The organism is Caecibacter sp. AF58-12pH5A (assembly GCF_027681725.1).
Lineage (GTDB): Bacteria > Bacillota > Negativicutes > Veillonellales > Megasphaeraceae > Megasphaera > Megasphaera hominis.
In genome coordinates, this window is record NZ_JAQDBC010000008.1 from 36,696 (window position 1) to 58,000 (window position 21,305).

Annotated in this window: 19 protein-coding genes, 1 tRNA gene and 1 other annotated feature; all 20 genes read right to left on the minus strand. The window is 51.2% G+C overall.

Annotation, left to right across the window (positions count from 1 at the left end):
* Positions 1 to 5 precede the first annotated feature (5 nt).
* The 20 genes from PGX44_RS05610 to hisD all read right to left on the minus strand — a co-directional run bounded on the left by PGX44_RS05610 (position 6) and on the right by hisD (position 21,297).
* Positions 6 to 1,634 (minus strand): hypothetical protein, encoded by a 1,629-nt coding sequence (locus PGX44_RS05610; RefSeq protein ID WP_498854565.1) that lies wholly within the window; start codon positions 1,632 to 1,634, stop codon positions 6 to 8.
* Positions 1,631 to 3,016, minus strand: a complete 1,386-nt coding sequence (locus PGX44_RS05615; protein ID WP_498854566.1) for an AAA family ATPase — start codon at positions 3,014 to 3,016, stop codon at positions 1,631 to 1,633. The genes PGX44_RS05610 and PGX44_RS05615 overlap by 4 nt, the downstream gene beginning before the upstream one ends.
* A 4-nt stretch (positions 3,017 to 3,020) precedes the next feature.
* Entirely contained in the window at positions 3,021 to 5,510 is a 2,490-nt protein-coding gene (locus PGX44_RS05620) for an Hsp70 family protein (RefSeq protein WP_498854567.1), read from the minus strand.
* Between the two features lie 2 nt (positions 5,511 to 5,512).
* Positions 5,513 to 5,869: a hypothetical protein gene (locus PGX44_RS05625; RefSeq protein ID WP_186502421.1), complete on the minus strand. Its 357-nt coding sequence runs from the start codon at positions 5,867 to 5,869 to the stop codon at positions 5,513 to 5,515.
* Between the two features lie 353 nt (positions 5,870 to 6,222).
* Positions 6,223 to 6,311: transfer RNA gene (locus tag PGX44_RS05630), tRNA-Ser, on the minus strand.
* Between the two features lie 423 nt (positions 6,312 to 6,734).
* The gene (hydE, locus tag PGX44_RS05635; protein WP_498854568.1) at positions 6,735 to 7,847 is read right to left on the minus strand and encodes a [FeFe] hydrogenase H-cluster radical SAM maturase HydE; all 1,113 of its coding nucleotides are present in this window, start codon (positions 7,845 to 7,847) and stop codon (positions 6,735 to 6,737) included.
* Between the two features lie 24 nt (positions 7,848 to 7,871).
* Positions 7,872 to 9,137 (minus strand): uracil permease, encoded by a 1,266-nt coding sequence (gene uraA, locus PGX44_RS05640; protein ID WP_186502423.1) that lies wholly within the window; start codon positions 9,135 to 9,137, stop codon positions 7,872 to 7,874.
* A gap of 24 nt (positions 9,138 to 9,161) precedes the next feature.
* On the minus strand, positions 9,162 to 10,403 hold the full coding sequence (locus PGX44_RS05645; RefSeq protein WP_498854569.1) for an FtsW/RodA/SpoVE family cell cycle protein: 1,242 nt from the start codon (positions 10,401 to 10,403) through the stop codon (positions 9,162 to 9,164).
* Complete coding sequence (trmB, locus tag PGX44_RS05650; protein WP_498854570.1) at positions 10,400 to 11,062, minus strand: tRNA (guanosine(46)-N7)-methyltransferase TrmB; 663 nt, start codon at positions 11,060 to 11,062, stop codon at positions 10,400 to 10,402. Before trmB ends, PGX44_RS05645 begins: the two co-directional genes overlap by 4 nt.
* A 215-nt stretch (positions 11,063 to 11,277) precedes the next feature.
* Positions 11,278 to 12,111 (minus strand): MetQ/NlpA family ABC transporter substrate-binding protein, encoded by an 834-nt coding sequence (locus tag PGX44_RS05655; protein WP_498854571.1) that lies wholly within the window; start codon positions 12,109 to 12,111, stop codon positions 11,278 to 11,280.
* A gap of 41 nt (positions 12,112 to 12,152) precedes the next feature.
* Positions 12,153 to 13,013, minus strand: a complete 861-nt coding sequence (locus tag PGX44_RS05660) for a 4Fe-4S dicluster domain-containing protein (protein ID WP_498854572.1) — start codon at positions 13,011 to 13,013, stop codon at positions 12,153 to 12,155.
* A 40-nt stretch (positions 13,014 to 13,053) separates the two neighbouring features.
* Positions 13,054 to 13,295 (minus strand) — a binding site (T-box leader).
* 130 nt (positions 13,296 to 13,425) lie between these two features.
* The gene (locus tag PGX44_RS05665) at positions 13,426 to 14,367 is read right to left on the minus strand and encodes a 3-hydroxyacyl-CoA dehydrogenase family protein (protein ID WP_498854573.1); all 942 of its coding nucleotides are present in this window, start codon (positions 14,365 to 14,367) and stop codon (positions 13,426 to 13,428) included.
* A 26-nt stretch (positions 14,368 to 14,393) separates the two neighbouring features.
* Positions 14,394 to 15,518 (minus strand): HAD family hydrolase, encoded by a 1,125-nt coding sequence (locus PGX44_RS05670; protein WP_498854574.1) that lies wholly within the window; start codon positions 15,516 to 15,518, stop codon positions 14,394 to 14,396.
* Between the two features lie 11 nt (positions 15,519 to 15,529).
* Positions 15,530 to 16,246: a bifunctional phosphoribosyl-AMP cyclohydrolase/phosphoribosyl-ATP diphosphatase HisIE gene (gene hisIE, locus PGX44_RS05675; protein WP_498854575.1), complete on the minus strand. Its 717-nt coding sequence runs from the start codon at positions 16,244 to 16,246 to the stop codon at positions 15,530 to 15,532.
* A complete protein-coding gene (gene hisF / locus PGX44_RS05680; protein ID WP_498854576.1) occupies positions 16,246 to 17,010 on the minus strand; it encodes an imidazole glycerol phosphate synthase subunit HisF in 765 nt (254 codons plus the stop codon). Before hisF ends, hisIE begins: the two co-directional genes overlap by 1 nt.
* Before the next feature lies 1 nt (position 17,011).
* Positions 17,012 to 17,728: a 1-(5-phosphoribosyl)-5-[(5-phosphoribosylamino)methylideneamino]imidazole-4-carboxamide isomerase gene (hisA, locus tag PGX44_RS05685; RefSeq protein WP_498854577.1), complete on the minus strand. Its 717-nt coding sequence runs from the start codon at positions 17,726 to 17,728 to the stop codon at positions 17,012 to 17,014.
* Between the two features lie 4 nt (positions 17,729 to 17,732).
* Entirely contained in the window at positions 17,733 to 18,350 is a 618-nt protein-coding gene (gene hisH / locus PGX44_RS05690; protein ID WP_186502433.1) for an imidazole glycerol phosphate synthase subunit HisH, read from the minus strand.
* The gene (gene hisB, locus PGX44_RS05695; RefSeq protein ID WP_289001030.1) at positions 18,351 to 18,935 is read right to left on the minus strand and encodes an imidazoleglycerol-phosphate dehydratase HisB; all 585 of its coding nucleotides are present in this window, start codon (positions 18,933 to 18,935) and stop codon (positions 18,351 to 18,353) included. It abuts the gene before it with no gap.
* A 3-nt stretch (positions 18,936 to 18,938) separates the two neighbouring features.
* Positions 18,939 to 20,012: a histidinol-phosphate transaminase gene (gene hisC / locus PGX44_RS05700; RefSeq protein WP_498854578.1), complete on the minus strand. Its 1,074-nt coding sequence runs from the start codon at positions 20,010 to 20,012 to the stop codon at positions 18,939 to 18,941.
* Complete coding sequence (hisD, locus tag PGX44_RS05705) at positions 20,002 to 21,297, minus strand: histidinol dehydrogenase (protein ID WP_498854579.1); 1,296 nt, start codon at positions 21,295 to 21,297, stop codon at positions 20,002 to 20,004. The genes hisC and hisD overlap by 11 nt, the downstream gene beginning before the upstream one ends.
* Positions 21,298 to 21,305 lie beyond the last annotated feature (8 nt).

The window sequence follows — 21,305 nt, forward strand, 5'->3', positions numbered from 1 at the left end:
TATAATTATAACAGCACATCACTGATCCTGTGCAGGCCCTGTTTAAATACCATACACAAGAGCGTTTCTAAAAGGAGGGCATCCTGTACGATGAGAAAGTCCAAATACACCCGGACAGAAGGCTGGCGCACACTCGTAAGGGAAAACCCATCCTGCCCCGACAGAAGCTTCAATTCATGCCAAGCGTACAGCCCCTTTCCGGCGCCCTTTGTTGCCTGGTTTTGAAAGACCAGGCCGTCGTCCCGGACGAGCACCTGGCCGAAGGATTTTTCCTTCCCTGCCTGCAAGGCTTGAATCAGTTCCAGACCCAGGCGTACACCCACCAGTTCCCAAAGTCTTTTGGTGAGCTCAGAAAAAATATCGGGCCTGTTTCCCAAGGAAAACTCATGAAGTTCTCCCGAATAGGTTTTCACACGGATGATATACAGTGTATCTTCCTGCCGGCGAATACGGCCCCAGGCGAGATGGCCAATATTTTTCAAATACACGGTTTCACGGCCCACGCGTATGTAGTCCTGTGTCATTTGGGCCTGCTTTTTAGCTGCCGTCTCCAGGGTCGCCGTATAGTCCGGAGTGATGGCCTCCGTTGCCTCGGCCTGGCTGCCTGACGGCGCAAAACTACGCAGTACTTCCATATCCTTCTGGAACGCAGCAGCTGCCGTGAATAGTTCGGCAAAGATGTTGGAAATGGCCGCGATAATACGCTGCGATAGTTCCACATAGCCATGGTCATTACATAAATCTACCGATAGATTACGCAGCTCACTGGCCAGGTCCAGACTGGCTTCATGCTCTAAGCCCTTGCTTTCCATAGCCATTTGAACCGGCTGGGCTACGGCATCCCATTGCCTGGTCATTTGCAGCAGCTTGTCAACGAGAAGCGAAATAGTCTGTACCGGCTCTTTCTTATCAGCCCGCTCTTTGACGGTGGCAATGAGCTGCTGCAGTGCCGGCGTAGCCGTATAGAAGAAGGCTTGTGTTTCTATTTCATATATATCGACCAGTTTATAGATTAGGGACGGCGCAATGTCTTTGCCTTTCTTTGTCGTAACCTCCACCAATTCCGTTACGGCAGCCATGAGATCATCCGTCGGCAGCCTGTCCAGCGCCTGCTTGCCAACAGACGCCAGGTATTCTGCATAGTTGCCTACAGCCGCTTTAATCCGGTCCGTGTCTTCTACTACGGCTATTCCGGCGGCCCTGCGGTCTGTATTAATCGAGGACAACAAGCTTTCCAGATCGATATTCTCGTAGCAATCAGCCATTTCCCGGATATAGCGGACACACACCGGCGCAGTCGCCGCTGTATGGCAGCAGAGTAAAGCCGCCAGTACAGTTACGCGGGCACAGGCCAGCTTTGCTTCCTGCAAAAAGCTCTCAGCGGCAGCAAATTCCGGGGCACCGCCTTTTTTGATCTCGTCCAGGAACGCCTGTACAGCCGCCGGGTCCGCGCCGGGAAACCAGGAAATTTCGGCTTCCAGCCGCGTAACGGGGTTAATGATACGGTTCGCCCACTCTCTTGCCTCGCTATCATCATGTAATAATTCCAAATCTTCAGCAGCACTCAGTATGTCTGCCTTTTTTGATCTGGTCGACACGCCTAATGTATAAAAGGGATTATCAAATACGTTCATGAAAAACTCCTATCATGGAAAGGGGAAACCTTGTGTATTCTCTTCCGGTCTTCAAAAGCAGCTGTAGCCAGATCCAGACATTCCTGATCGATACATTCCTTATCCTGTTTGGCTGCCAGTCTGGCCGCTTCGCGGATAACGTAATCCACATCGGACAAGGGCTTTCCCGTTACGGCGTCAATAAGACGCTCTGTATGCAGGGTGTCACTGACTGGCAGATCCTGTAACAAATGCTGAATTAACGCCGCTACTTCTTCCTTACCGGGAAAGGTCACTTCGACAAGATTATCAAACCGGCCCGTTCGCCGGATGGCCGTATCCACCATATCCAGCCGGTTGGTCATGGCAAAGATAAGGACTTTGTTTTGCACGGCTTCCGGTATGAGGCGCAGGAATTCACTCACTTCTTCTACGTGATATTGCTGGGACCCGCCGCTGTCCCTGGCCGAGACGAAGGCTTCCATTTCATCAATAATAATGACCGAGGGAGCTTTCTCCTGCGCCTTAGCAAATAGCTCTGCAATCAATTTGCCCGTTTGATGAATGTACGGACTGCCCACGCTGTTGGCGTCAATAGTAAAGCTGGGCCAGCCCAGGTATTCTACCAGCCGGTGTACTGCATAGGTTTTACCACAGCCCGGCGGCCCATACAAAATAGTGGCCGAGGGAAAATCAATGCCCATGCGCTGATATTTCTCTTCATGCCGGACGATATCGATAATGTGTTCGTTAAAAAACGTTTCTAAGGCAGGCCGGCCGGGCAAGCTAAATGTGCCCGTACCTTTGATGACAACCCTGTGGTCCGTCCGTTCCGCTGCCTCGCCATTGCCTGCCGGCAGGGACAGACCGGCCGCTTTTATAATGTCCCGCAGCTGCTCTTCTGTGAGCCAGCTGCAAATTTCTGCCAGCCGGGAAAAAGAAAAGACCGACAGCGGAATCCCTCCGGTCAGGTATTGGCCTAATACAAGATCATCTCCCACAAAGGGGGCTGCCCCTGCGGTTGGTAAAAGGAGGGAATATTTTTCTACATATATGGCACCGTCCAAGGAAACATCCTGATCTGCCTGCCGGCTTTGGCACAGTGCCAGCGCGACGGCTTTGGCATCAATGAACGTATCCGGTGCCGGACAGCCTGACAGGGAAAAGATAGTCCCGCCGGCCAGACAGTACCGGTCAGCGGCACCGATACGTATCGATGCCAACAGGCCGGCTTTTAAAAACCCCTGCGCTATCAGTGTTTCCCCTAAGGGAGCTGCCATAAGGAGCAGATCGTCCCCGGCCTGTTCCGTACGGTAGATTTGCCAGTCCGTCCCTGCGCAGGCGACCTGCTTTATCTTCCAGCCGTGTATGTAATAGCCCCGCGGCAGCCAAGGATCAATCATCTTCCTACCCCCTGATAATATTGACCAGGCTGCGGATATCGCCTGTATTGTCAAAGTTGTACGCCAGGCTTACCATTTCTGCGAGGACCCGCTTCAAGTCAGCAATGCGATCCCCCTGTTTCAGGCGCTGCCCTTCAGCAACCAGTTCCTGGAAGCGCTGCATATCCTGGCAGCCGGCAGGATGGCCGGCAAAATGATTGAAGAGATCAATGACAAACCAATCCTGCCGCCATAAGATCGTAAATATTTCATCGTGTATCTTAGCCAAGGTCAATTCAAATTCGCTGTCATTTTTATCTATGCATTTACCCGCATTATGCCGCAAGCCTTCATAACGGGCCAGTTCTACGGCCGTCGCATACGGCTTGGCCGACTCTTCATAGATGGCGAGCTGCCGTTCTAATTCACCCTGCCGGATGGCCTTTAAGTTCCGTTCCCGCGTTTTTGACAAAAGGCGTTTGACTTCATAAATTTTATTCCACGCCTCTCCTATGGCTTCTGCACTTTCTCCCTTCTGGTTCAAAAAGAGCGCTTCGTTCGCCTTATCCTTGGCTTCGCTCAGGGCCGGATCGACGACGGCTTCTTCCATATCAGAAATGCGGTCCAGCAGCTCCAGGGCATCCCGGTTGACCTGTTCTGACGTCTGGCTGAAATCAGGCGTTTTTCCTGCTGTCGTATAGAAATTTTTCGTTTCAAAGGTGATGCCTATGCTGGGTACCGATACGGATACGACCAGGTTTCCTGAATCCATGATCTGATAGTTGAATTCCAATTCGGCCCCGGCCGGAATAATATCGTCTTCAAAATCGTTACCACTAATCTGTAAATAGCCAATAGGCCGGTTATCCGTGACGGGATACTCAATATCCCCTTCCACCAGATTAAAGTTCAACGCTTTGGCACTGCCTGCCTTGAGAGTTTCTCCGGCGCGATATATTTTTTGTCCTGTTTTGGGCAGTGATTCTCCTGCCTTCACTAAATAGTCCAGTACTTGATCGCCGCCGATTTTATTTAAGACAATGGCCGCAATGGAGTGAGAAGCCGGAATGCCGACAATCGTCGCGGCCGTCTTGGTAATGACAATACTGTCATTTTTGATCGGAACGATTTCACCGCCAGAACCAAAGACGAATACCTTAAAGGTATTTTCACCTGTTTCAGACAAAGGCACTTCCATGATTTTGCCATTTTCTAAGGGATAGCGGCCGGACGACCAGCCTGTATCCAGACTGTCGATTTGGAATTGCATGTTCTTTGGCTCAGCTTGGGCAAATTTCACGGCAATTTTTGTCTTATTGTCTGACGTTCTGGCAATATATACAAATTGTACATCCAGACCGCCACCGGTATTCATCTTCCCTTTATTGCCCTTGCGCCCATGTTCCAAAGAATCCCAGTCGATGGACTCAGCAAAGATGCTGGCCCCTTCGGCAACGGCCGTCATGGGATTGACGTCGGTACTGCCGGGAATCCCCAATTCAAAAGACACCTTATCCCGCAGGGGCTTATAATTGGTCGGCCCGCCGATGAAGACAATCTTGGCAATATCCTGCGGCTTAAGGCCGGCCTTGCTGATTGTTTCCCGCGTTGCTTCTACAGATTCCATAAGCCGTTTTTCGATGAGTCCGTCATATTGTTCCCGGTCGATGGGAATATCCAAATATATTTCATTGTCGTCCAAGTCGCGGACATTCAACTCCATTTCCGATAAAGAAATAATGGCACTATCACTCGACGAGAGTTCCATCTTCGCCTTTTCTGCCGCCCAGGCAGCCATGCGCATTAAGCGTGTGTCCTGCCGCTGCACCTGATCATCGGCAAGAGAAAAATGTTCCCGCAGCCACGGTTTGACCACATTGTCTACGAGTGTTCTGTCAAAGTCCCGGCCGCCACACATGGCAATACCGCCGTGCGCAATGAGATTGACCCGTCCGGCAACGCTTTCGGCAATGGCAATGTCTAAGGTGCCGCCGCCTAAGTCATAGACCAGGAACGTGCCATCGGAATGTTCCTGCTGCATGATCTTCATGACCGCTGCTACCGGTTCCTGCATTAAAGACACGTTGCGAAAGCCGGCCAGCCCGGCTGCCTTCATGGTAGCGTTTTTTTGCATTTGATTAAACGCTGCCGGCACCGTAATGACCACGCCTTTAATCTCATCAGCCGCTACCTTGCCGGACAAATAGCCATACAACACCTTTAGAATCTCTGACGAGCATTCTTCCGGCGTTTTCGTGATCTTCACTGCCGGAAATTCAATCAGTGTGCTCGTGCCCATAAAGCGTTTAAATAACGTCGCCGCATAGCCCGGTGCCTGGGAGGCCGCATTATAAGCCCGTAAGCCATACTGCGTATTACCGCGGCGGTCAATATAAATGGCCGAAGGCGTCACATCATTTTGCTCACTGCTTTTCCACACCTTGGTTTCCTTGCCATCATACGTACAAATGGCACTATTTGTCGTCCCTAAATCAATGCCTACATAGATTGCCATGCTCACGCCCTCCTCAACAGTACAGTTCCCGTTTGTAAGATCTGCCCTTCCCGGTTCATAATAATCGGTTCCAGCATTTGCTCGATCACCAGCGCCTCCTCTGGTGCGAATTCATCCATATTGACAGTCGTTACAGCCATGCCTGTATCAAAGGGCTCGCCGGCTTCGTATTCCTTGATTTTAATGCCAGCCTTGGCTGCATTTTCGGAAAGTTTCTTCATATACCAGGTGAGACGCCCGGCATATTTATTTCTTTCCCTCAAATCCAGCTTCTCCAGTATCTTGGCATACGTTTTGGCAAAACGCCATGACTCTATGAGGGTATTGATAAACACATCCTGCATGCATTCTGTCTCCATATCCCAGCCTCCTCGTCTTCGTTGTATTTTCTTATATTGACGGCTCTTGACAGACCGGTCCTGACATAGGTCCCGGCTTCCAGCCACGCCGGCCGGGCCGGACCCGTTGCCCCTTTTATGAATAGCCCCGTCGTCTTGCGCCTTCGTTCCCATACAGTTCAGGTATGTTACATATGTATTTAATTATATCATTTCATCTGTAAAAATACAGCGCCTGCCACCCTGCATTCGTTTTTATCGTTTCATAATGCATATTTATTTTTTCATCTAAAACGCCTGCAGACGTACAAAAAAAGAAGGAATATGCAGTCTGCCGGCTGCATATTCCTTCTTTATAACATTTTGAAATTTTGTGGCGGAAAGGGTGGGATTCGAACCCACGGTACGTTGCCGTATCACTGGTTTTCAAGACCAGCTCCTTAAACCACTCGGACACCTTTCCCTGTGAAGAACTAACGAAAATATTATATCAAACCTGCAAAAAAATAGCAATAAAAAAGAAAAGGCAAACCCCTTTTTAACCGTGCCTGTACGAAACAAGCCGCACGTAGGGATTTGCCTTTAGTAAGGATATACTGTTCTTTGGCGGGAGTGAGCCTCCGCCCCCGTATCCACCGACGGTGTACTTGCAGGTAAGAAATAACAATAAAGGTGGAGTTATCTCTTACGAACACCCATGTAAGAACGAGCGTATACCCTAAAATAGTAGTGCTGACGGTGAAGGTTTTTGATTCACCCGTAGCTACTGCCCGTACGCCTACACTATCGCGCGTACGAGAGATACTATTTTAAGAATCCCGATTACCATAACCAGAGATTCCATCTTTACTGTAACATAGAACGAATGAAAAAGATAGTGCAGGCCTTATCTATTTTTCTCAAAGAAGTGTGGCGAATCGCCCCATTGGCCGAGACCTACGCGATCGCCCACAGAGGCTACACGGGCACTGAGGCAGTTACGGCATTGTTCGGCATGCTCATCGACGCAGGGTTTATTATCATAGAGGAGATACTGCGCCCGGAACTGGGGCAGCGTCACAATAGGCATGAGAATATTGGCTCCGGCCTTGAGGCCCAGTTCGCGGCCTAAGGGATGCAGTGCCTGCAGCGCCGTCGTCGCAGCAATGTTGACATCCTGCAGATACAGCCGCGTTACGGCAATCATCTTTAAGCCTAAATGGAGGCGGTTTAATTTATCCGCTTCCGAATCCAGGCCGGCTGCTACGACAGCCTGGCCAATAGGCGTATGATGGTGTACGACATACGGGCCCATGCCGATCATATCGATATCCATGTCTTTATAAAACTGAATATCTGCTGCCAGATCTTCTACGGTTTGGCCGGGCAGGCCAATCATATCACCGGTTCCCACCTGATAACCAATGCGGCGCAGCATTTTCAGGCAGTCACAGCGGACCTGCCAAAGATGGTGTCCATCCTGGGGATGGAGTGTGGCATAGAGATCGGGATTGCTCGTTTCGATGCGCAATAAATAGCGATGTGCCCCGGCGTTAAACCAGCGGCGGTACGTTTCTTCTGTCTGTTCGCCGACACAAACGGTCAGCCCTAGGCCGCCGTTGCCGATTTTTTTCAAATCCCGGATCAGCGCTTCAACGTAATCGATAAACTCCGGATCCTGCCGTTCACCGGATTGCAGTGTCAAGGAACCATAGCCTGCGTCGTACGTCCATTGGGCCATGTCGAGGATATCCTGACGGGCCGTATCAAACCGTTCTACTTCTTCATTGTCCCGGCGAATGCCGCAATAGCAGCAATTTTTGATACAGCGATTAGAAAACTCAATGAGGCCGCGGTAGTAATCGACACGGCCGACCTTTTCTGCTTTTACGGCATAAGCCGCATCATACAAGGCCTGTAATTCCTCAGGATCGGTCAGGCTGAGCAGCGTCACCAGATCCTGGCGGGTCATGCGTTCCTGCTTTTGTAAAAGCGCTTGCAGCGCTGAAGATATTGCCATACGATCACCTCTTATACGAGACGGTCAGTTTCTATTTTCCAGACCGGTCTTTTCGAAAAAGATAAACGCCAGGCTTAATACCATGGCAACTACCGTGGCCAGACCCATCCCTTTAAGCTGTACCGGACCAAGGACTACGGTTGCGCCGGAAAGGCCCGTAATCATGGTCACAGCCGTCAGAATAAGGTTTTTAGACCGCGTATAGTCTACTTTCTTTTCTACGAGCATACGAATACCGGAAGCGGCGATGAAACCGAAGAGCAAAATGCAGACGCCACCCATAACCGGCGTCGGAATCCCATGAATGAGAGCAGCTACTTTACCGATAAAGGAAAAAACGATAGCAAAGACAGCGGCGCCGCCAATAACCCACGTGCTGTATACACCGGTAATGGCCATGACGCCCATATTTTCCCCATACGTCGTATTCGGTGTAGAACCGATAAAGCCCGAAAGGACGTTGGACAGGCCGTCAGCAAAGAGGCTGCGGTGCAGGCCCGGGTCCTTGATCAGGTCGCGGCCGACGATATCACTGGTGACAAAGAGATGCCCTAAGTGTTCAGCAAAGACGACGAAGAGGGCCGGCATGATCATCATAATTGCACTGAAGTTAAATTTCGGTTCATAGAAGGTCGGCACAGCAAACCACGGCGTTGCTTCCACGGCGGAAAAATCGACAACGCCCATAAAGTAAGAAAGGACATAGCCCGATACGACACCGATGAGGATCGGAATAATACCGATAAAGCCGCGGCCCAAAATCGTTGCCAGTACGGTTACGATGAGGGTAAACGTGGAAATAATGATGGCCGTTTCGTTGCTCATGCCCTGGGCTTCGCCGAGGTAACCCGACATAGTCATGGCCAAGGGAGCCAGCTCCAGGCCGATGATAGCTACGATAGCACCCATCGCTGCCGGCGGAAAGAGAATATCGATCCACTTGGTTCCCACCTTATCGACGATGAGGGCCAATACCATAAAGGAGAGACCGAAGACAATGAACCCGCCCTGGGCATCGCCATAGGTCATCCCCGGTGTGGAACAAACCGCCAGGACCGGAGAAATGAAGGCAAAACTGGAGCCCAAATAAGCAGGCAGGCGCCATTTACAAATGGTCAGGTACAAGAGTGTGCCAATGCCATTCATGAAAAGGGCTGTCGCCGGATCTACGTGAAGCAAAAACGGCACCAGTACGGTCGAACCAAACATAGCAAATAAATGTTGCAGGCTAAGGGGGATTGTCGGCAACAGTGGCAGGCGTTCGTCTACCTGAATAATACGTCTTTCCATTCGTAAGGACCTCCTAGAATCATCCTAATGCAGCTGAAAATGACTGCGTGTTTCTTTTTTCATAGACTGTACATGAGGCTGCATCCGCAAACGGGCTGCCATCACGGCCGTTTTATAGTTGCGCCGCGCTATATTTAAGAGCAGGGCCGCCGCAATCAAATTGACAATGAGCGACGTACCGCCATAGCTGATAAAGGGCAAGGGTACACCTACGACGGGGAAGAGGCCACAAACCATGGCCAAATTGATCAACCCCTGACCGCCAAAATACAGGGTAATGCCGGCTGCCAGCAATTCGCCAAACTTGTCATGTGTATTCCAAGCGCATTGAAAACCGAAGAAAATAAGGATACAAAACAATACGAGCATGACAATGGAACCACGGAGGCCCCATTCCTGCGCCAGAATAGCAAAGGCAAAATCAGTATGCGCTTCAGGCAGGTAGCTGAACTTACTGATACCTTCCCCAATGCCCTGGCCCATGATACCGCCGGACCCGATGGCAATAAACCCCTGCATAGTCTGATAGCCTAAGGTCTGGGCATACGAGCTGGGGTCATACCAGGCCCGCAGGCGGTCCATCCGGTACGGCGCCGAAAGGGTGTAGGCAGCAGCGGCGACCAAAAACACGCCCAACGGGATAACGGCTTGTTTCAAGCTGGCTCCGCTAATCCAAAGCATGGCAAAGGGTAAAAACATAATGACAATCGCCGTCCCTGCATCAGGCTGCTTAATGACCAGGCCCGCCAGGACCAGGGCCGGCAGCAGGACCGGCTGAGGCAGCCAATGAAAGCGCTTCCACGCCGGTGCCTGGGGGCTGCTGTCCCAGGGGCCAAAAAAAGTGATGGGTTTATGTTTCTCCAATAGGGGAGCCAAATACTTGGCCGTAAAAAGGATGACTGCCAATTTGGCCACTTCTGACGGCTGGAAAGTGAAGCCACCAACGCCGAGCCAGCGCTTAGCGCCATTGACGACAATACCGGCGCCCAAAACGGCGACCAGAAGCAAGGCCGAAAAAATAATGGCCAGCCAGGCGATCTTTTTCCAAAGACGATAGTCTGAACGGTAGACGATGGTCGCCGGAATCATGCCGATGACAAAGCAAAGAACATGGCGGATTAAATGACCGTAAGCACTGCCGCCTTCTGCCATATCTTCAATAAAAGTGGAACTGAATATATTTACGGTCCCAATGATGAACAGAAGAAGGAATGCTGTAAAAATCATCCAAAAGGTTAACCGCAGTTCCTTTGTTTTCGGAGTCATTCCCCTTCACCTGCCGTCGGGCGGACAGCAAAACAGTGAAAAATAGGCTGCCCTTTCGCACTAAAACGGGCCTCATATTCGGTCTGTACTTCGTTTGGAATATCACTATGGTGCAAATCGTAGGTTACTTCTGAAAGCTGCCATTGCCGCTCCTTGAATTCTTCCAGTGTAAAGTCAAAGAGGCCGGCATTATCCGACTTGAAGCAGACCGCACCGCCTTCTTTGAGAAGCCGGGCATAGCGGTCCAGGAACAACCGGTACGTCAGGCGGCGTTTGGCATGGCGGGCCTTAGGCCAGGGATCGCAAAAATTGATAAAAAACCGGTCCACTTCGCTGGGAGCAAAGATATCTTCTATGCGCGAGACATCGAATTTCAGGAGCTGTACATTGGTTACTTCTGCTTCTGCACATTTTTTGCAGGCATAGTACAAAACACCTACCTGAATTTCAATGCCGATAAAATTCACTTCCCCATGCAGGGCTGCCATCTGTGAAATGAAATTTCCCTTACCCGTGCCTAATTCTACCCATAAAGGTGCCTGGGGGTTGGGAAACAGGGTATTCCATTTTCCCTTGAACTGTTCTGCTCCGGAAAGATGGACAAAGGAATCATATTCTTTGATCGCCTCATCAATCCAGGGTTTTCTCCGTAAACGCATACTTTTACTCCTTTAAAAAAGGCTGATTCCTCAGGTGAAATCAGCCAACATTACATAAATTTACTTGTACTATTATAGGTAATTCCAGAAACACTGTCAAGAACGGCAGTGCCTGGTAAAGGCGTAAAAAACAACCGCCGGCACACAAAGGCTGCCGGCGGTTGTCAGGGATACCCGCTTCCCCCTCAGAAAAGGGTGTCCCCGTCAGGCACAGGTTATTTCCAGGCTGGCAATAGTTCACCCTTGAAATTTTCTTCAATATATTGCCGTACTTCCGGCGACTGGAAGGCTTTGACGAATTTCTGGTACGCCGGATTATCTTTGTCTTTCGCCCGGGCAGCGATGACGTTTACATACGGGCTCGTATCATCTTCTGTCGCAATGCGGTCTGTAACGGGAATCTTCGCTGCAATCGCATAGCCGGCATTGATAACCGAACCAGCCGTATCATCGAGGGAGCGCGGCAGCTGGCCGGCTTCGAGCTCGGTAATCTGGATGTTCTTCGGATTGGCTACGATATCCTGTACAGTCAGCTTCGTCGGATCGGCTCCGGCACGGAGTGTAATCCAGCCCTGCTTACTGAGCAAGAGGAGTGCCCGGCTGCCGTTATTGGGGTCATTAGGAATGGCAATGGCAGCTCCGCCGGGGACGTCACTGATGTTTTTGTACTTGTGTGAGTACAAGGCAATAGGCGCTAAATACGTATCGCCAATGGATACGAGATCCGTATGATTTTTTTCATTAAAGGTCTTGAGGAACGGCAAATGCTGATAGGAGTTCAAATCAATATCGCCGTCCGCCAAGGCCTTATCGGGCGTAATGTAATCGGAAAATACCTTTACCTTTACATCCAGCCCATCCTTTGCAGCTACCTTAGCTACTTGTTCCATAATCCGTTCTCCGGAACCGGGGTTGACCCCGACAGTAACCACTTTCTTTTCTGCCGTAGCAGCGCCTTTATTGGTATCTGTGCCGCAGCCTGCCAGAAAGCTTCCCAAGGCCACTGCAGCTAAAGCAACAGCAAGTATCTTTTTTACGTTTTTCTTCATGATGAATTCCTCCGTTTATGGTATATATGAGTCAAATAAGATCAGCGAATCGTCGTATCAATAATCTTCTGCGCATCTTCCGGCACAGGCAGTCCGGCTACCGCATTGGCAGAGCCAAAGTTTTGGCAGTGCTCTTTACCCGCTTCCGTTACAGAATGGGCACCGTAGAGCTTGCGGTCTTCCCCAATGGGGCATACGGCAATGCAGACGCCGCAGGGATAGCGAAATTCATTCTTTAATTTCTGATGATAGCCGGCACAGCGGGTCTTAGCCATGTCGGCTATCAGCCGGTCACTACGCGGCGTAAAGGCCTCTGTAGGACAGTTGCGCACGCACTGCTGGCAGCGGATGCATAAGTCGTCTTTTACCAGCTCATCCGGAACGACATCGGCATCGGTAATGACAGAAACGAGCCGGACCCGGGGCCCATATTCCTTCGTCAGCAGCGTATGATTCAGACCCAGCGTTCCCAAGCCGGCGTATTTTCCGGCAAAGACATGAGAAAAGGCAGCCTCCTGTTTTTTTACGAGAACCGAAATATCCCCATAACAATCGCGAGGAAACCAATGGGCCCGGTAGCCAAGCTGATTCAGTTTATTAGCCAGACGATAGGCAATCTCATCGAGAATTCGGTTCGTCGTATTGTAACATTCCGAATAAACGACTGACGGTGTCGTTTCAATCATGGGCAAATAAATCTGTACGCCCAGTGAAATGACCGTACGGCTCCACGGCCAAATAGACTGGGGCCAGTATTCCGGCTTCACTTCCTGTTGCTCCGGCCAGCGGTCTACAGAAGCAAAGCCGATCAGGTTGGCACCTAACTGCTTAGCCTGCCGCTTAATCAATTGCTTTAATGGTCCTCTTGCCAGTTTCTTTGTTGTCTCTTTTGTTGTACTCATCGTGTTCCCCCTGTGTTACAAATAAAAAAACTTCCGCCCCATAAGGGACGGAAGTACCGTGTTACCACCCAATTTCATCAGTCCCTTACGGGACTGACCTCTGCAGGTACGCAGGCCGCAGCCTTGAATACCCTGGCACGATAACGGGTGCACCCGGACAGCTTAATCATTCAGCTAATCAGCTCAGAGGCCATCTTCCAAAAGACTAGACGTATCTCATTTCACCTGCTGAGACTCTCTGTAACGCTTCCTCTTTTGTACTCTTCTCTTCATCGCTTGCTATATGCGTTGGAGTTAGTCTATCATGGCGGGCCTCTGCTGTCAAGATATTTTAGAATAAAATTCTACCATTATTTTTTATGGGATGTTATATGAGGTTTTTACAGTAGAACAAGTTTCGTCGTTCAATCACTCAGTCTTTTGGGGGACCGTACAGGCATTTAGCCAAGCGGATATACGCTTCGTCGCGCTGGCGGATGGCCTTTTCTGCCTTATCGCCACTATAATCATAGAAGCCGCGGCCAGCTTTGACGCCGCAATAGCCTTTTTCTACCATCTGATCCAGTCGGGGACTGCTCACAGACGTATCGAGATCAGGGAAGAGATATTTCGTCACTTTATCGAACACATCGACACCGTTAAAATCAACAACCGAAAGCTGGCCCACAGCTGCTAAACGAAGACCCATGCCGTATTTAAATACGGCATCGATGTCTTCGACAGACGCAGCGTCTATATCCAGGATATGCAGGGCTTCCCGCAATAAGGCGTATTGCAGGCGGTTGACGATAAAGCCGGGAATATCGCGGACACAAACGGGGTGTTTCCCAAGTCCCAAGACAATGGCCTGCATTTTCTGTACCGTCTGCGGTGCCGTTTCTGCCCCACTGACTAATTCGCACAACGGGATTAAGTGGGGCGGGTTCAGCCAATGCTGCCCCATGAACCGTCCCTTATGGGACATACCGGCGGCCAGGCTGGTAATCGAAAGGCCCGATGTATTCGTTGCCATGAGTACGGACGGCGAGGCCAGACGGGAAATACGGCTTAAAAATTCCTGCTTAATGGCCAGGTCTTCGACGATGGTTTCCAAAATCAAATCCACCTGCGGTTCTGCAAAGACGGATTCATCAAAGCTGTATTCAATGCGATGACGCAAGTCATCCGATTCGTCCTGGGTCAGCATGCCTGTCTGCACCATGGTCGACTGGTTAAGATCGATTAACTGGCTGCAGCGGTCGGCCGAAGCCTGTGAACGGCACCAGACGAGGGTTTTCCAGCCACCACCGGCATATACCTGTGCCAGGGAAGCGCCCATAATGCCGGAACCGGCAATTACAACGGTTTGTTCCATAAAACGTGCCACCTTCTTTTTCTGTATCACTCTAAAATCGACAAAATATCCGTAACCGTGTCGACGACATGGGTTACGCCTTCCCGTTCAAACATGTGCCGGGCGTTTTCCTTTTCCAGGCCCGTCAAGGTGCCAATCATGACAGCCCCCATGGCTTTGGCCCCCCAAACGTCGGCCAGGGAATCGCCTACGACGTAATACTGCCCTTCTTTAAAAGCGTCCGGATTTGCTACATACGCTGCGTATTTTTCCGGAAAATGACCAAAAGCGCCTAAATAATAGGCAAAGGGATTGGGCTTATCCAGGGACTGATGAAGCATCTCTTCTGCTTCGTCTACATCTGTAGACGTAGAGATGTAGAGCGGGTCAAATTCAGCAAGCCAGCCGAAGGTTTCAAAGGGGATCTTCATTTCCCAATAGGAACGGCCCGTAGCAATGGCGATAGCGTAGCCCCGCCGTTTGAGTTCCCGGAAAAGGGCTAAAATATCTCCCGCCGGAGCCAAGGGCTTTTCCCGCGCCAAAAAGCCTGTTTTTCCCGGAGCAACCGGATCCCTGCCATACGTTTTTTTATATAATTCATCGCCAAAATACCAGTTTTGGAAGCAATCCATGTGGAGCTGCCAAAGAGGTGAATTAAGATCTGCATAGGGCGCAATAGCCGCTCCTGCCGTCGATTGGGCGGCGGCCTCCTGCAAGGCTGTGAAGAGTTCATTTTTCCCTGCCGAAGGCGGTACTGTTTCCTGCAATACGTCCAATACCTGGCCTGCTTCAGGCACAGAGCAGGAACGCAGTAAAATGCCGGCCAGGCGGACACCGCGCAGGGAATCAAAGGACAGGTGCCGGATTTGGCCTACCGTCGCCGCATATTGTTCGAGCATCATCCAAAGGCTCACAAAGAGGACGGCATGGACCATATCCCAATTGTCATTTACGCCATGGCTTTTTAACCAAAACAGGATTTCATCATTTTTCCAAAAGCGGGTCCGTAACGTCTTGATTTCTTCTTCTGTCAAATCGGCATGGACCTGTTCCCCTGGCAGTCCCATATAGGCCGGACTGTAAAACCATTCCCAAAGGGTCAGGGCCGATACATCAAAGTAACGGGCTTCGCTAAGAAGTACGCCATCTACATCAAACATTACTTTCTTCATTTCGTTCGCCTCTAAAATGTCTTATCCAAATGACCTACTGTTTTTTTATTGCCTTTCACATGGCTCCGCGCTTCTAATACGGCCATGACATCGTTGACGCCAACGCCCGTTTTTTCCCAAAGCACCGCCAAGTGATAGAGCAGATCAGCCGATTCCTTGCACACTTCGTCCCGCAGCGCAGCCCCTTTTTCCGTTTTATCCTCTACGGCCCAATCGGCATTTTTACCGGCTATAATGACCTCTGACGCTTCTTCACCGATTTTCTTGCCGATTTTATCAATACCTGTTTCTAAGAGGTATGCCGTATAGGATTTTTCCGTCGGATGCTGCCGCTTTTCCTTGATTTCATCCTGTAAATCGGAAAGAATGGTCAGGCTGCCTGTATATTCCTTATCTTCCGTGCCGCCCAGACCCCGGAAAAAACATGTTTTGTGGCCTGTATGGCAGGCTGCACCGGTCTGGTCAACCTGGATGAGAAGCGTATCGGCATCGCAGTCGACGGATATTTCCCGTACCTCCTGAAAGTGTCCGGACTCTTCGCCCTTATTCCAAAGCTTTTGGCGGCTGCGGCTGTAGAACCACGTCCGTCCCGTTTCGATTGTCTTTTGCAGCGATTCGGCATTCATATAGGCTACCATGAGCACCTTGCCACTGCGTGCTTCCTGCACGACAGCCGGTACGAGGCCGTTTTTATCAAAAGCGATCTCTTGTATATTGACGAATTCCATTATTTTTCAGCTCCTCTCATGGGAATACCCTGTCCCTGCAAATACGTTTTCAGTTCCGGTATGCTGATCTGTCCAAAATGGAACACAGAAGCAGCCAGGGCCGCATCGGCACCGGCATCAAATACAGCCTTAAAATCCTGCATCGTCCCGGCGCCGCCGGAGGCAATAATCGGTACGGGCAGCGCAGCCGACAAGGCGTGGTTGAGCTGCAGGTCAAAGCCGGTCTTTTCGCCATCGGCGTCCATGGAATTGATGCAGATTTCACCGGCCCCCAGGGCCACGCCCTGCTTAGCCCATTCCATGACATCGAGACCCGTATTCTTGCGGCCGCCATCGACATAGACCTGCCAGCTGCCCTGGCCATCTTTTTTCGCATCGATGGAGAGGACTACGCACTGGCTGCCATAGCGTTCTGCCGCTTCCCGGATCAATTCCGGCCGCCGTACGGCAGCGGAATTGACAGACACCTTGTCGGCGCCGGCCCGCAGGACCTGATGAAAATCATCCACCGTACGGATGCCGCCACCGATCGTAAAGGGGATGTTAATCGCTTCGGCTACGGCGCGGACGACATCGATGAAGATGTTTCGTTTTTCATAGGACGCCGTAATATCGTAAAAGACCAATTCGTCGGCCAGCTGGTCGGAATAATACTTGCCCAGCTTTACGGGATCATCGACATCCTGGATATTCTTAAATTGTTTGCCCTTGACGACGCGGCCATCGCGCACATCCAGGCAAGGTACAATACGTTTTGCCAGCATCTTACTCTGCCTCCAGTTCCCGGATTTGTTCCATCGTAATACGGCCTTCATATAAGGCCTTGCCCGTAATGGCACCGTAAACGCCCATGGCCTGCAAAGTCTTCAAATCGTCTATGCTGCTCATGCCGCCAGAGGCAATGAGGCGGATATAGGGCAGCCGCTGCAGTTGTTCCAGCATGGAGAAATTCGGTCCTGTGAGCATACCATCGCGGCTGATATCGGTATATACCAAGGTGCGCAGGCCAATGGAAATGAGAAAGGATGCAAAGGGCAGGACCTTTTTATCACTGCCGGCCACCCAGCCCTTGGTCGTTACCGTATCGCCCTTGGCGTCAATCGAAACGACGAGCTCTGAGCCGTATTTTTTTGCCATCTCCCTGATGAAAGCTTCATCTTCTGCCGCCTTGGAGCCGATGATGACGCGGGCCACGCCCTGATCGAGATAGGCCGTAATGGCTTCTTCGCTGCGAATGCCGCCGCCTACTTCGACGGGAATATCCACAGCATCACAAATCTTGCCGATGACCTGGGCATTGCAACGGCTGCCCGTAAAGGCACCGTCCAAATCGACGACATGCAGGAACTGCGCGCCGCCTTCGGCCCATTGCAGGGCTGCTTCCACAGGATCATCAAAATATTTCGTACTGTCCGATTCTACGCCTTGGCGCAGACGGACGGCGTGACCACCTTGTATATCAATAGCAGGTAATACGATCATGTGTTTATCCTTTCTGAACGTAGTCGACTACGTTCTGCAAGAGTTGCGCCCCTACGCGGCCGCTTTTTTCCGGGTGAAACTGCATCCCCAGGACATTATCGATACCGCAAATAGCCGGTACAGGTCCGTCGTATTCCGCCGTGGCAATGACATCGGGCGTATCTGCCGGCGATTTATGATAGGAATGGACAAAATACACATACGGATGTGCCGGCAGACCCTGGCGCAGCCAGTGATTGGCCTTACGAAATTCCAGTTCGTTCCAGCCCATGTGGGGCACCTTGAGTTTCGTTTCAAAGGGAACGACGTCGCCCGGCAAAAAGCCCAGGCAGTCGTACGTCCCCCCTTCAAAATCCCGTTCGAACAAGGCGTGCATGCCTAAACAAACGCCCATAAAAAATTTACCTGCCTTGACCTCTTCCTGCAGAAGTGGAATGAGGTCGAACTTTTGCAAATTCGCCATGGCATCACGGATAGCTCCGACGCCGGGCAGCTCGACGAGCGCTGCCTCGCGGATGACCTGAGGATCACGCGTAATGACAGGATCCTGGCCCAGGCGTCGCCAGGCATTATAGACATTGGCCAAATTACCGATTTCGTAATCGATGATTGCTATTTTCAATTAAAGCACCCCTTTAGTAGAAAGTACGCTGTCTGCATTTCCTTCAATACGTACAGCTTCTTTTAGTGCATGGCCCAAGGCCTTGAATACGGATTCTACAATATGGTGGGCATTCACGCCATAGAGATTGGTCACGTGCAGATTCATCTTGCCATGCACGGCCAGGGCGTAGAGAAATTCCTGGAGCATTTCCGTTTCGAAATCACCAATGCGTTCTACCTGCAGCTTGACATTATTCACCAAGTACGGACGGCCGCTGAGGTCGACGACGACCCGCGTCAGGGCTTCGTCCATAGGGCAGTAAAACATGCCATAGCGATTAATCCCTTTTTTGTCCCCTAAGGCCTGTGTCAGGGCGTCCCCCAGGACGATGGCCAAATCCTCTACGGTGTGGTGCGTATCGACATCGAGATCGCCGTGCACGTGGAGGGACATGTCCATGCCGCCGTGGCAGGCCAGGAGGTTGAGCATATGGTCGAGAAAGCCAATGCCCGTAGCACCGACAAAAGTACCGTCTCCATCAAGCTCTAAAGAAATGGCAATCTGCGTTTCTGCCGTTTCCCTGTTCACCTGTGCATTACGCATGGTTTATTCCCCCTTCATAAGCGCACGGAAGACTGCCAGCAGCCGGTCAGCTACATCCCGTGTCGTAACGGAAATACGGATACAGTTTTTAAGGCTGGGCGCCCCGTAAAAGCGGACACAGATATCTGCCTGCTTCAAGGCCTGGATCAGGGCCGGCCCGTCAGGCACGCGCACGAGGATAAAGTTTGACGCACTGGGATAGGCCGTTACGCCAGGCAGGGCATTCAGATTTTCTTCCAGGTATTCCCGGTTTTCAATCGTCGGCGGTACGTTGTGGCCGAGAACTTCGTCACGGTGACGCATGGCGACGATCCCCATGAGCTGGGTCACACTGTTGAGGTTATAACTGAGCTTGGTCAGGGACAAGGCATCGATCATATCTGCCCGGGCCACGCCGTAGCCTAAACGGAAGCCTGCCAAACCAAAGGCCTTGGAAAGGGTACGGATGACGATGAGGTTTTCATATTTTTCAATCAAGGGGATGACGCTTTCCTGATTGGCAAATTCCAAATATGCTTCGTCGACGACGACGATATTATCTGCAGCACGGACAAACTCTTCGATCACCGCCGCCGGCCAAATGTGACCTGTCGGGTTGTTGGGGTTACAGATAAAGGTCACCTTAGGCTGTTTTTCCACGATCAGCTGCTTGAAGGCGGCCGCATTACGGACAAAGCCTTCCTCATCAGGACAATAGATCATCTGGCCGCCCAGAACAGCCGCATCAATGCCATACACATCGAAGGTCGGCCCATGCGTCAGGACCTGGTCGCCAGGATTAATAAAGGTATTGAGGATGAGGTTGATAATTTCGTCACCGCCATTGGTAGCCAGAATTTCTTCGGGCCTGCAGCCTGCGTATTCACTAAGAGCGCGGCGCAGGTCTTCGGCAAAAGGATCGGGATAGCGGTAGCTTGGCAGTTTTTCCAGGCCGGCGTAGAAATCCTGCTTGACGGACGGAAAATCGAGGATGTTGTACGGACTTTCATTGGCATTGATGATGGTATGTTCCTGAATTTCCGGTACTTTATAGGGTTCAAAATCGCGAATCGTGTCGCGGAGCCATTTATTTTCCATTTTCAACTCTCCTTTTTACAGCCCGGCCGTGAGCCTGCAGACCTTCTACTTCGGCAAACTGCATGACCTGATCGGCAACGGCGTCAAAGGCCTGCTTGCTGTAGGACAAGAGGCTGCTTCTCTTGACGAAGTCATATACTCCTAAGGGCGACGAGAAAGCGGCTGTACCCATCGTCGGCAAGGTGTGATTCGGACCGGCAAAGTAATCACCAATCGGTTCCGGCGTATAGGGCCCGAGGAAAATAGCTCCGGCATTGATGATTTGTGGTATATATTGTTCCGGCATGGGGAAATCGATTTCCAAATGTTCCGGTGCAATGAGATTCATGATTTCGATAGCCTGGCTGCGGTCGGCCGTAATAAAAATCTTGCCGTGATCCTTAATGGAAGCGGCGGCGATTTCTTTGCGCGGCAGTTCTTCCAGCTGCCGTTCCACTTCCTGCTCTACGGCTCCGGCAAAGGCCGCACTCGGCGTAGCCAGGAACACAGCGGCCCGGCGATCGTGTTCGGCCTGAGCCAGGAGATCGGCAGCTACCCAGGCAGGGTTCGCCTGTTCATCTGCCAGGATACCGACCTCACTGGGGCCGGCAATCATATCGATGCCTACAGTACCAAAGACCAGCCGTTTAGCCATAGCAACATAGGCATTGCCAGGGCCGACAATCTTAAAGACCGGCGGAATACTTTCTGTGCCATAGGCAGCAGCAGCAATACTCTGGGCACCACCGACCTTATAGATTTCTGTAGCACCGGCAACGTGTGCAGCCGCCAGGATATAAGGATTGACAGAGCCATCCTTAGCCGGCGGTGTAAAGACGGCAATGGAGGGAACACCGGCTACAGCCGCCGGAATCGTATCCATGAGAACCGTCGAAGGATAGGCTGCCGTGCCGCCCGGTACATAAACACCGACACGTTGAATAGGCGTATAGCGGGCGCCGAGTTTCACACCGTCACGGAAGGTATCAAACCACGAATCCTGAATCTGCCGTTCATGATAGGCTTTAATGTTGTCACGGGCCGTTGTCAGGACCTGCATAAAGTCCGGACCGACTGTTTCCACAGCGGCAGCGATTTCTGCAGGAGTCACGCGAAACTCCGTCAGGCGTACGCCATCAAACTGCTCCGTCAGCGCCCGTACAGCCGCATCCCCTTGTTCCTGTACGGCCGTCAAAATAGCTTCTACGCTTTTGCGAATTGCATTATCTTCACTTTGGCTGCGGCTTGTAATCTGACGGATTTCCCGTAAGCTTAAGCCCTGTGCCGGTACTTCTATCCATTCCATAGTAGTAT

Bases quoted from the DNA above. Each gene is read 5' to 3' on its own strand.
- PGX44_RS05660 (WP_498854572.1), bottom strand. From the start codon at position 13,013: ATGAGTACAACAAAAGAGACAACAAAGAAACTGGCAAGAGGACCATTA.
- uraA (WP_186502423.1), bottom strand. From the start codon at position 9,137: ATGGAAAGACGTATTATTCAGGTAGACGAACGCCTGCCACTGTTGCCG.
- hisB (WP_289001030.1), bottom strand. From the start codon at position 18,935: ATGCGTAATGCACAGGTGAACAGGGAAACGGCAGAAACGCAGATTGCC.
- hisIE (WP_498854575.1), bottom strand. From the start codon at position 16,246: ATGGAATTCGTCAATATACAAGAGATCGCTTTTGATAAAAACGGCCTC.
- hisF (WP_498854576.1), bottom strand. From the start codon at position 17,010: ATGCTGGCAAAACGTATTGTACCTTGCCTGGATGTGCGCGATGGCCGC.
- hisD (WP_498854579.1), bottom strand. From the start codon at position 21,297: ATGGAATGGATAGAAGTACCGGCACAGGGCTTAAGCTTACGGGAAATC.
- PGX44_RS05665 (WP_498854573.1), bottom strand. From the start codon at position 14,367: ATGGAACAAACCGTTGTAATTGCCGGTTCCGGCATTATGGGCGCTTCC.
- PGX44_RS05645 (WP_498854569.1), bottom strand. From the start codon at position 10,403: ATGACTCCGAAAACAAAGGAACTGCGGTTAACCTTTTGGATGATTTTT.
- PGX44_RS05610 (WP_498854565.1), bottom strand. From the start codon at position 1,634: ATGAACGTATTTGATAATCCCTTTTATACATTAGGCGTGTCGACCAGA.
- PGX44_RS05615 (WP_498854566.1), bottom strand. From the start codon at position 3,016: ATGATTGATCCTTGGCTGCCGCGGGGCTATTACATACACGGCTGGAAG.
- hydE (WP_498854568.1), bottom strand. From the start codon at position 7,847: ATGGCAATATCTTCAGCGCTGCAAGCGCTTTTACAAAAGCAGGAACGC.
- PGX44_RS05655 (WP_498854571.1), bottom strand. From the start codon at position 12,111: ATGAAGAAAAACGTAAAAAAGATACTTGCTGTTGCTTTAGCTGCAGTG.
- hisA (WP_498854577.1), bottom strand. From the start codon at position 17,728: ATGATCGTATTACCTGCTATTGATATACAAGGTGGTCACGCCGTCCGT.
- PGX44_RS05670 (WP_498854574.1), bottom strand. From the start codon at position 15,518: ATGAAGAAAGTAATGTTTGATGTAGATGGCGTACTTCTTAGCGAAGCC.
- trmB (WP_498854570.1), bottom strand. From the start codon at position 11,062: ATGCGTTTACGGAGAAAACCCTGGATTGATGAGGCGATCAAAGAATAT.
- hisC (WP_498854578.1), bottom strand. From the start codon at position 20,012: ATGGAAAATAAATGGCTCCGCGACACGATTCGCGATTTTGAACCCTAT.
- PGX44_RS05625 (WP_186502421.1), bottom strand. From the start codon at position 5,869: ATGGAGACAGAATGCATGCAGGATGTGTTTATCAATACCCTCATAGAG.
- PGX44_RS05620 (WP_498854567.1), bottom strand. From the start codon at position 5,510: ATGGCAATCTATGTAGGCATTGATTTAGGGACGACAAATAGTGCCATT.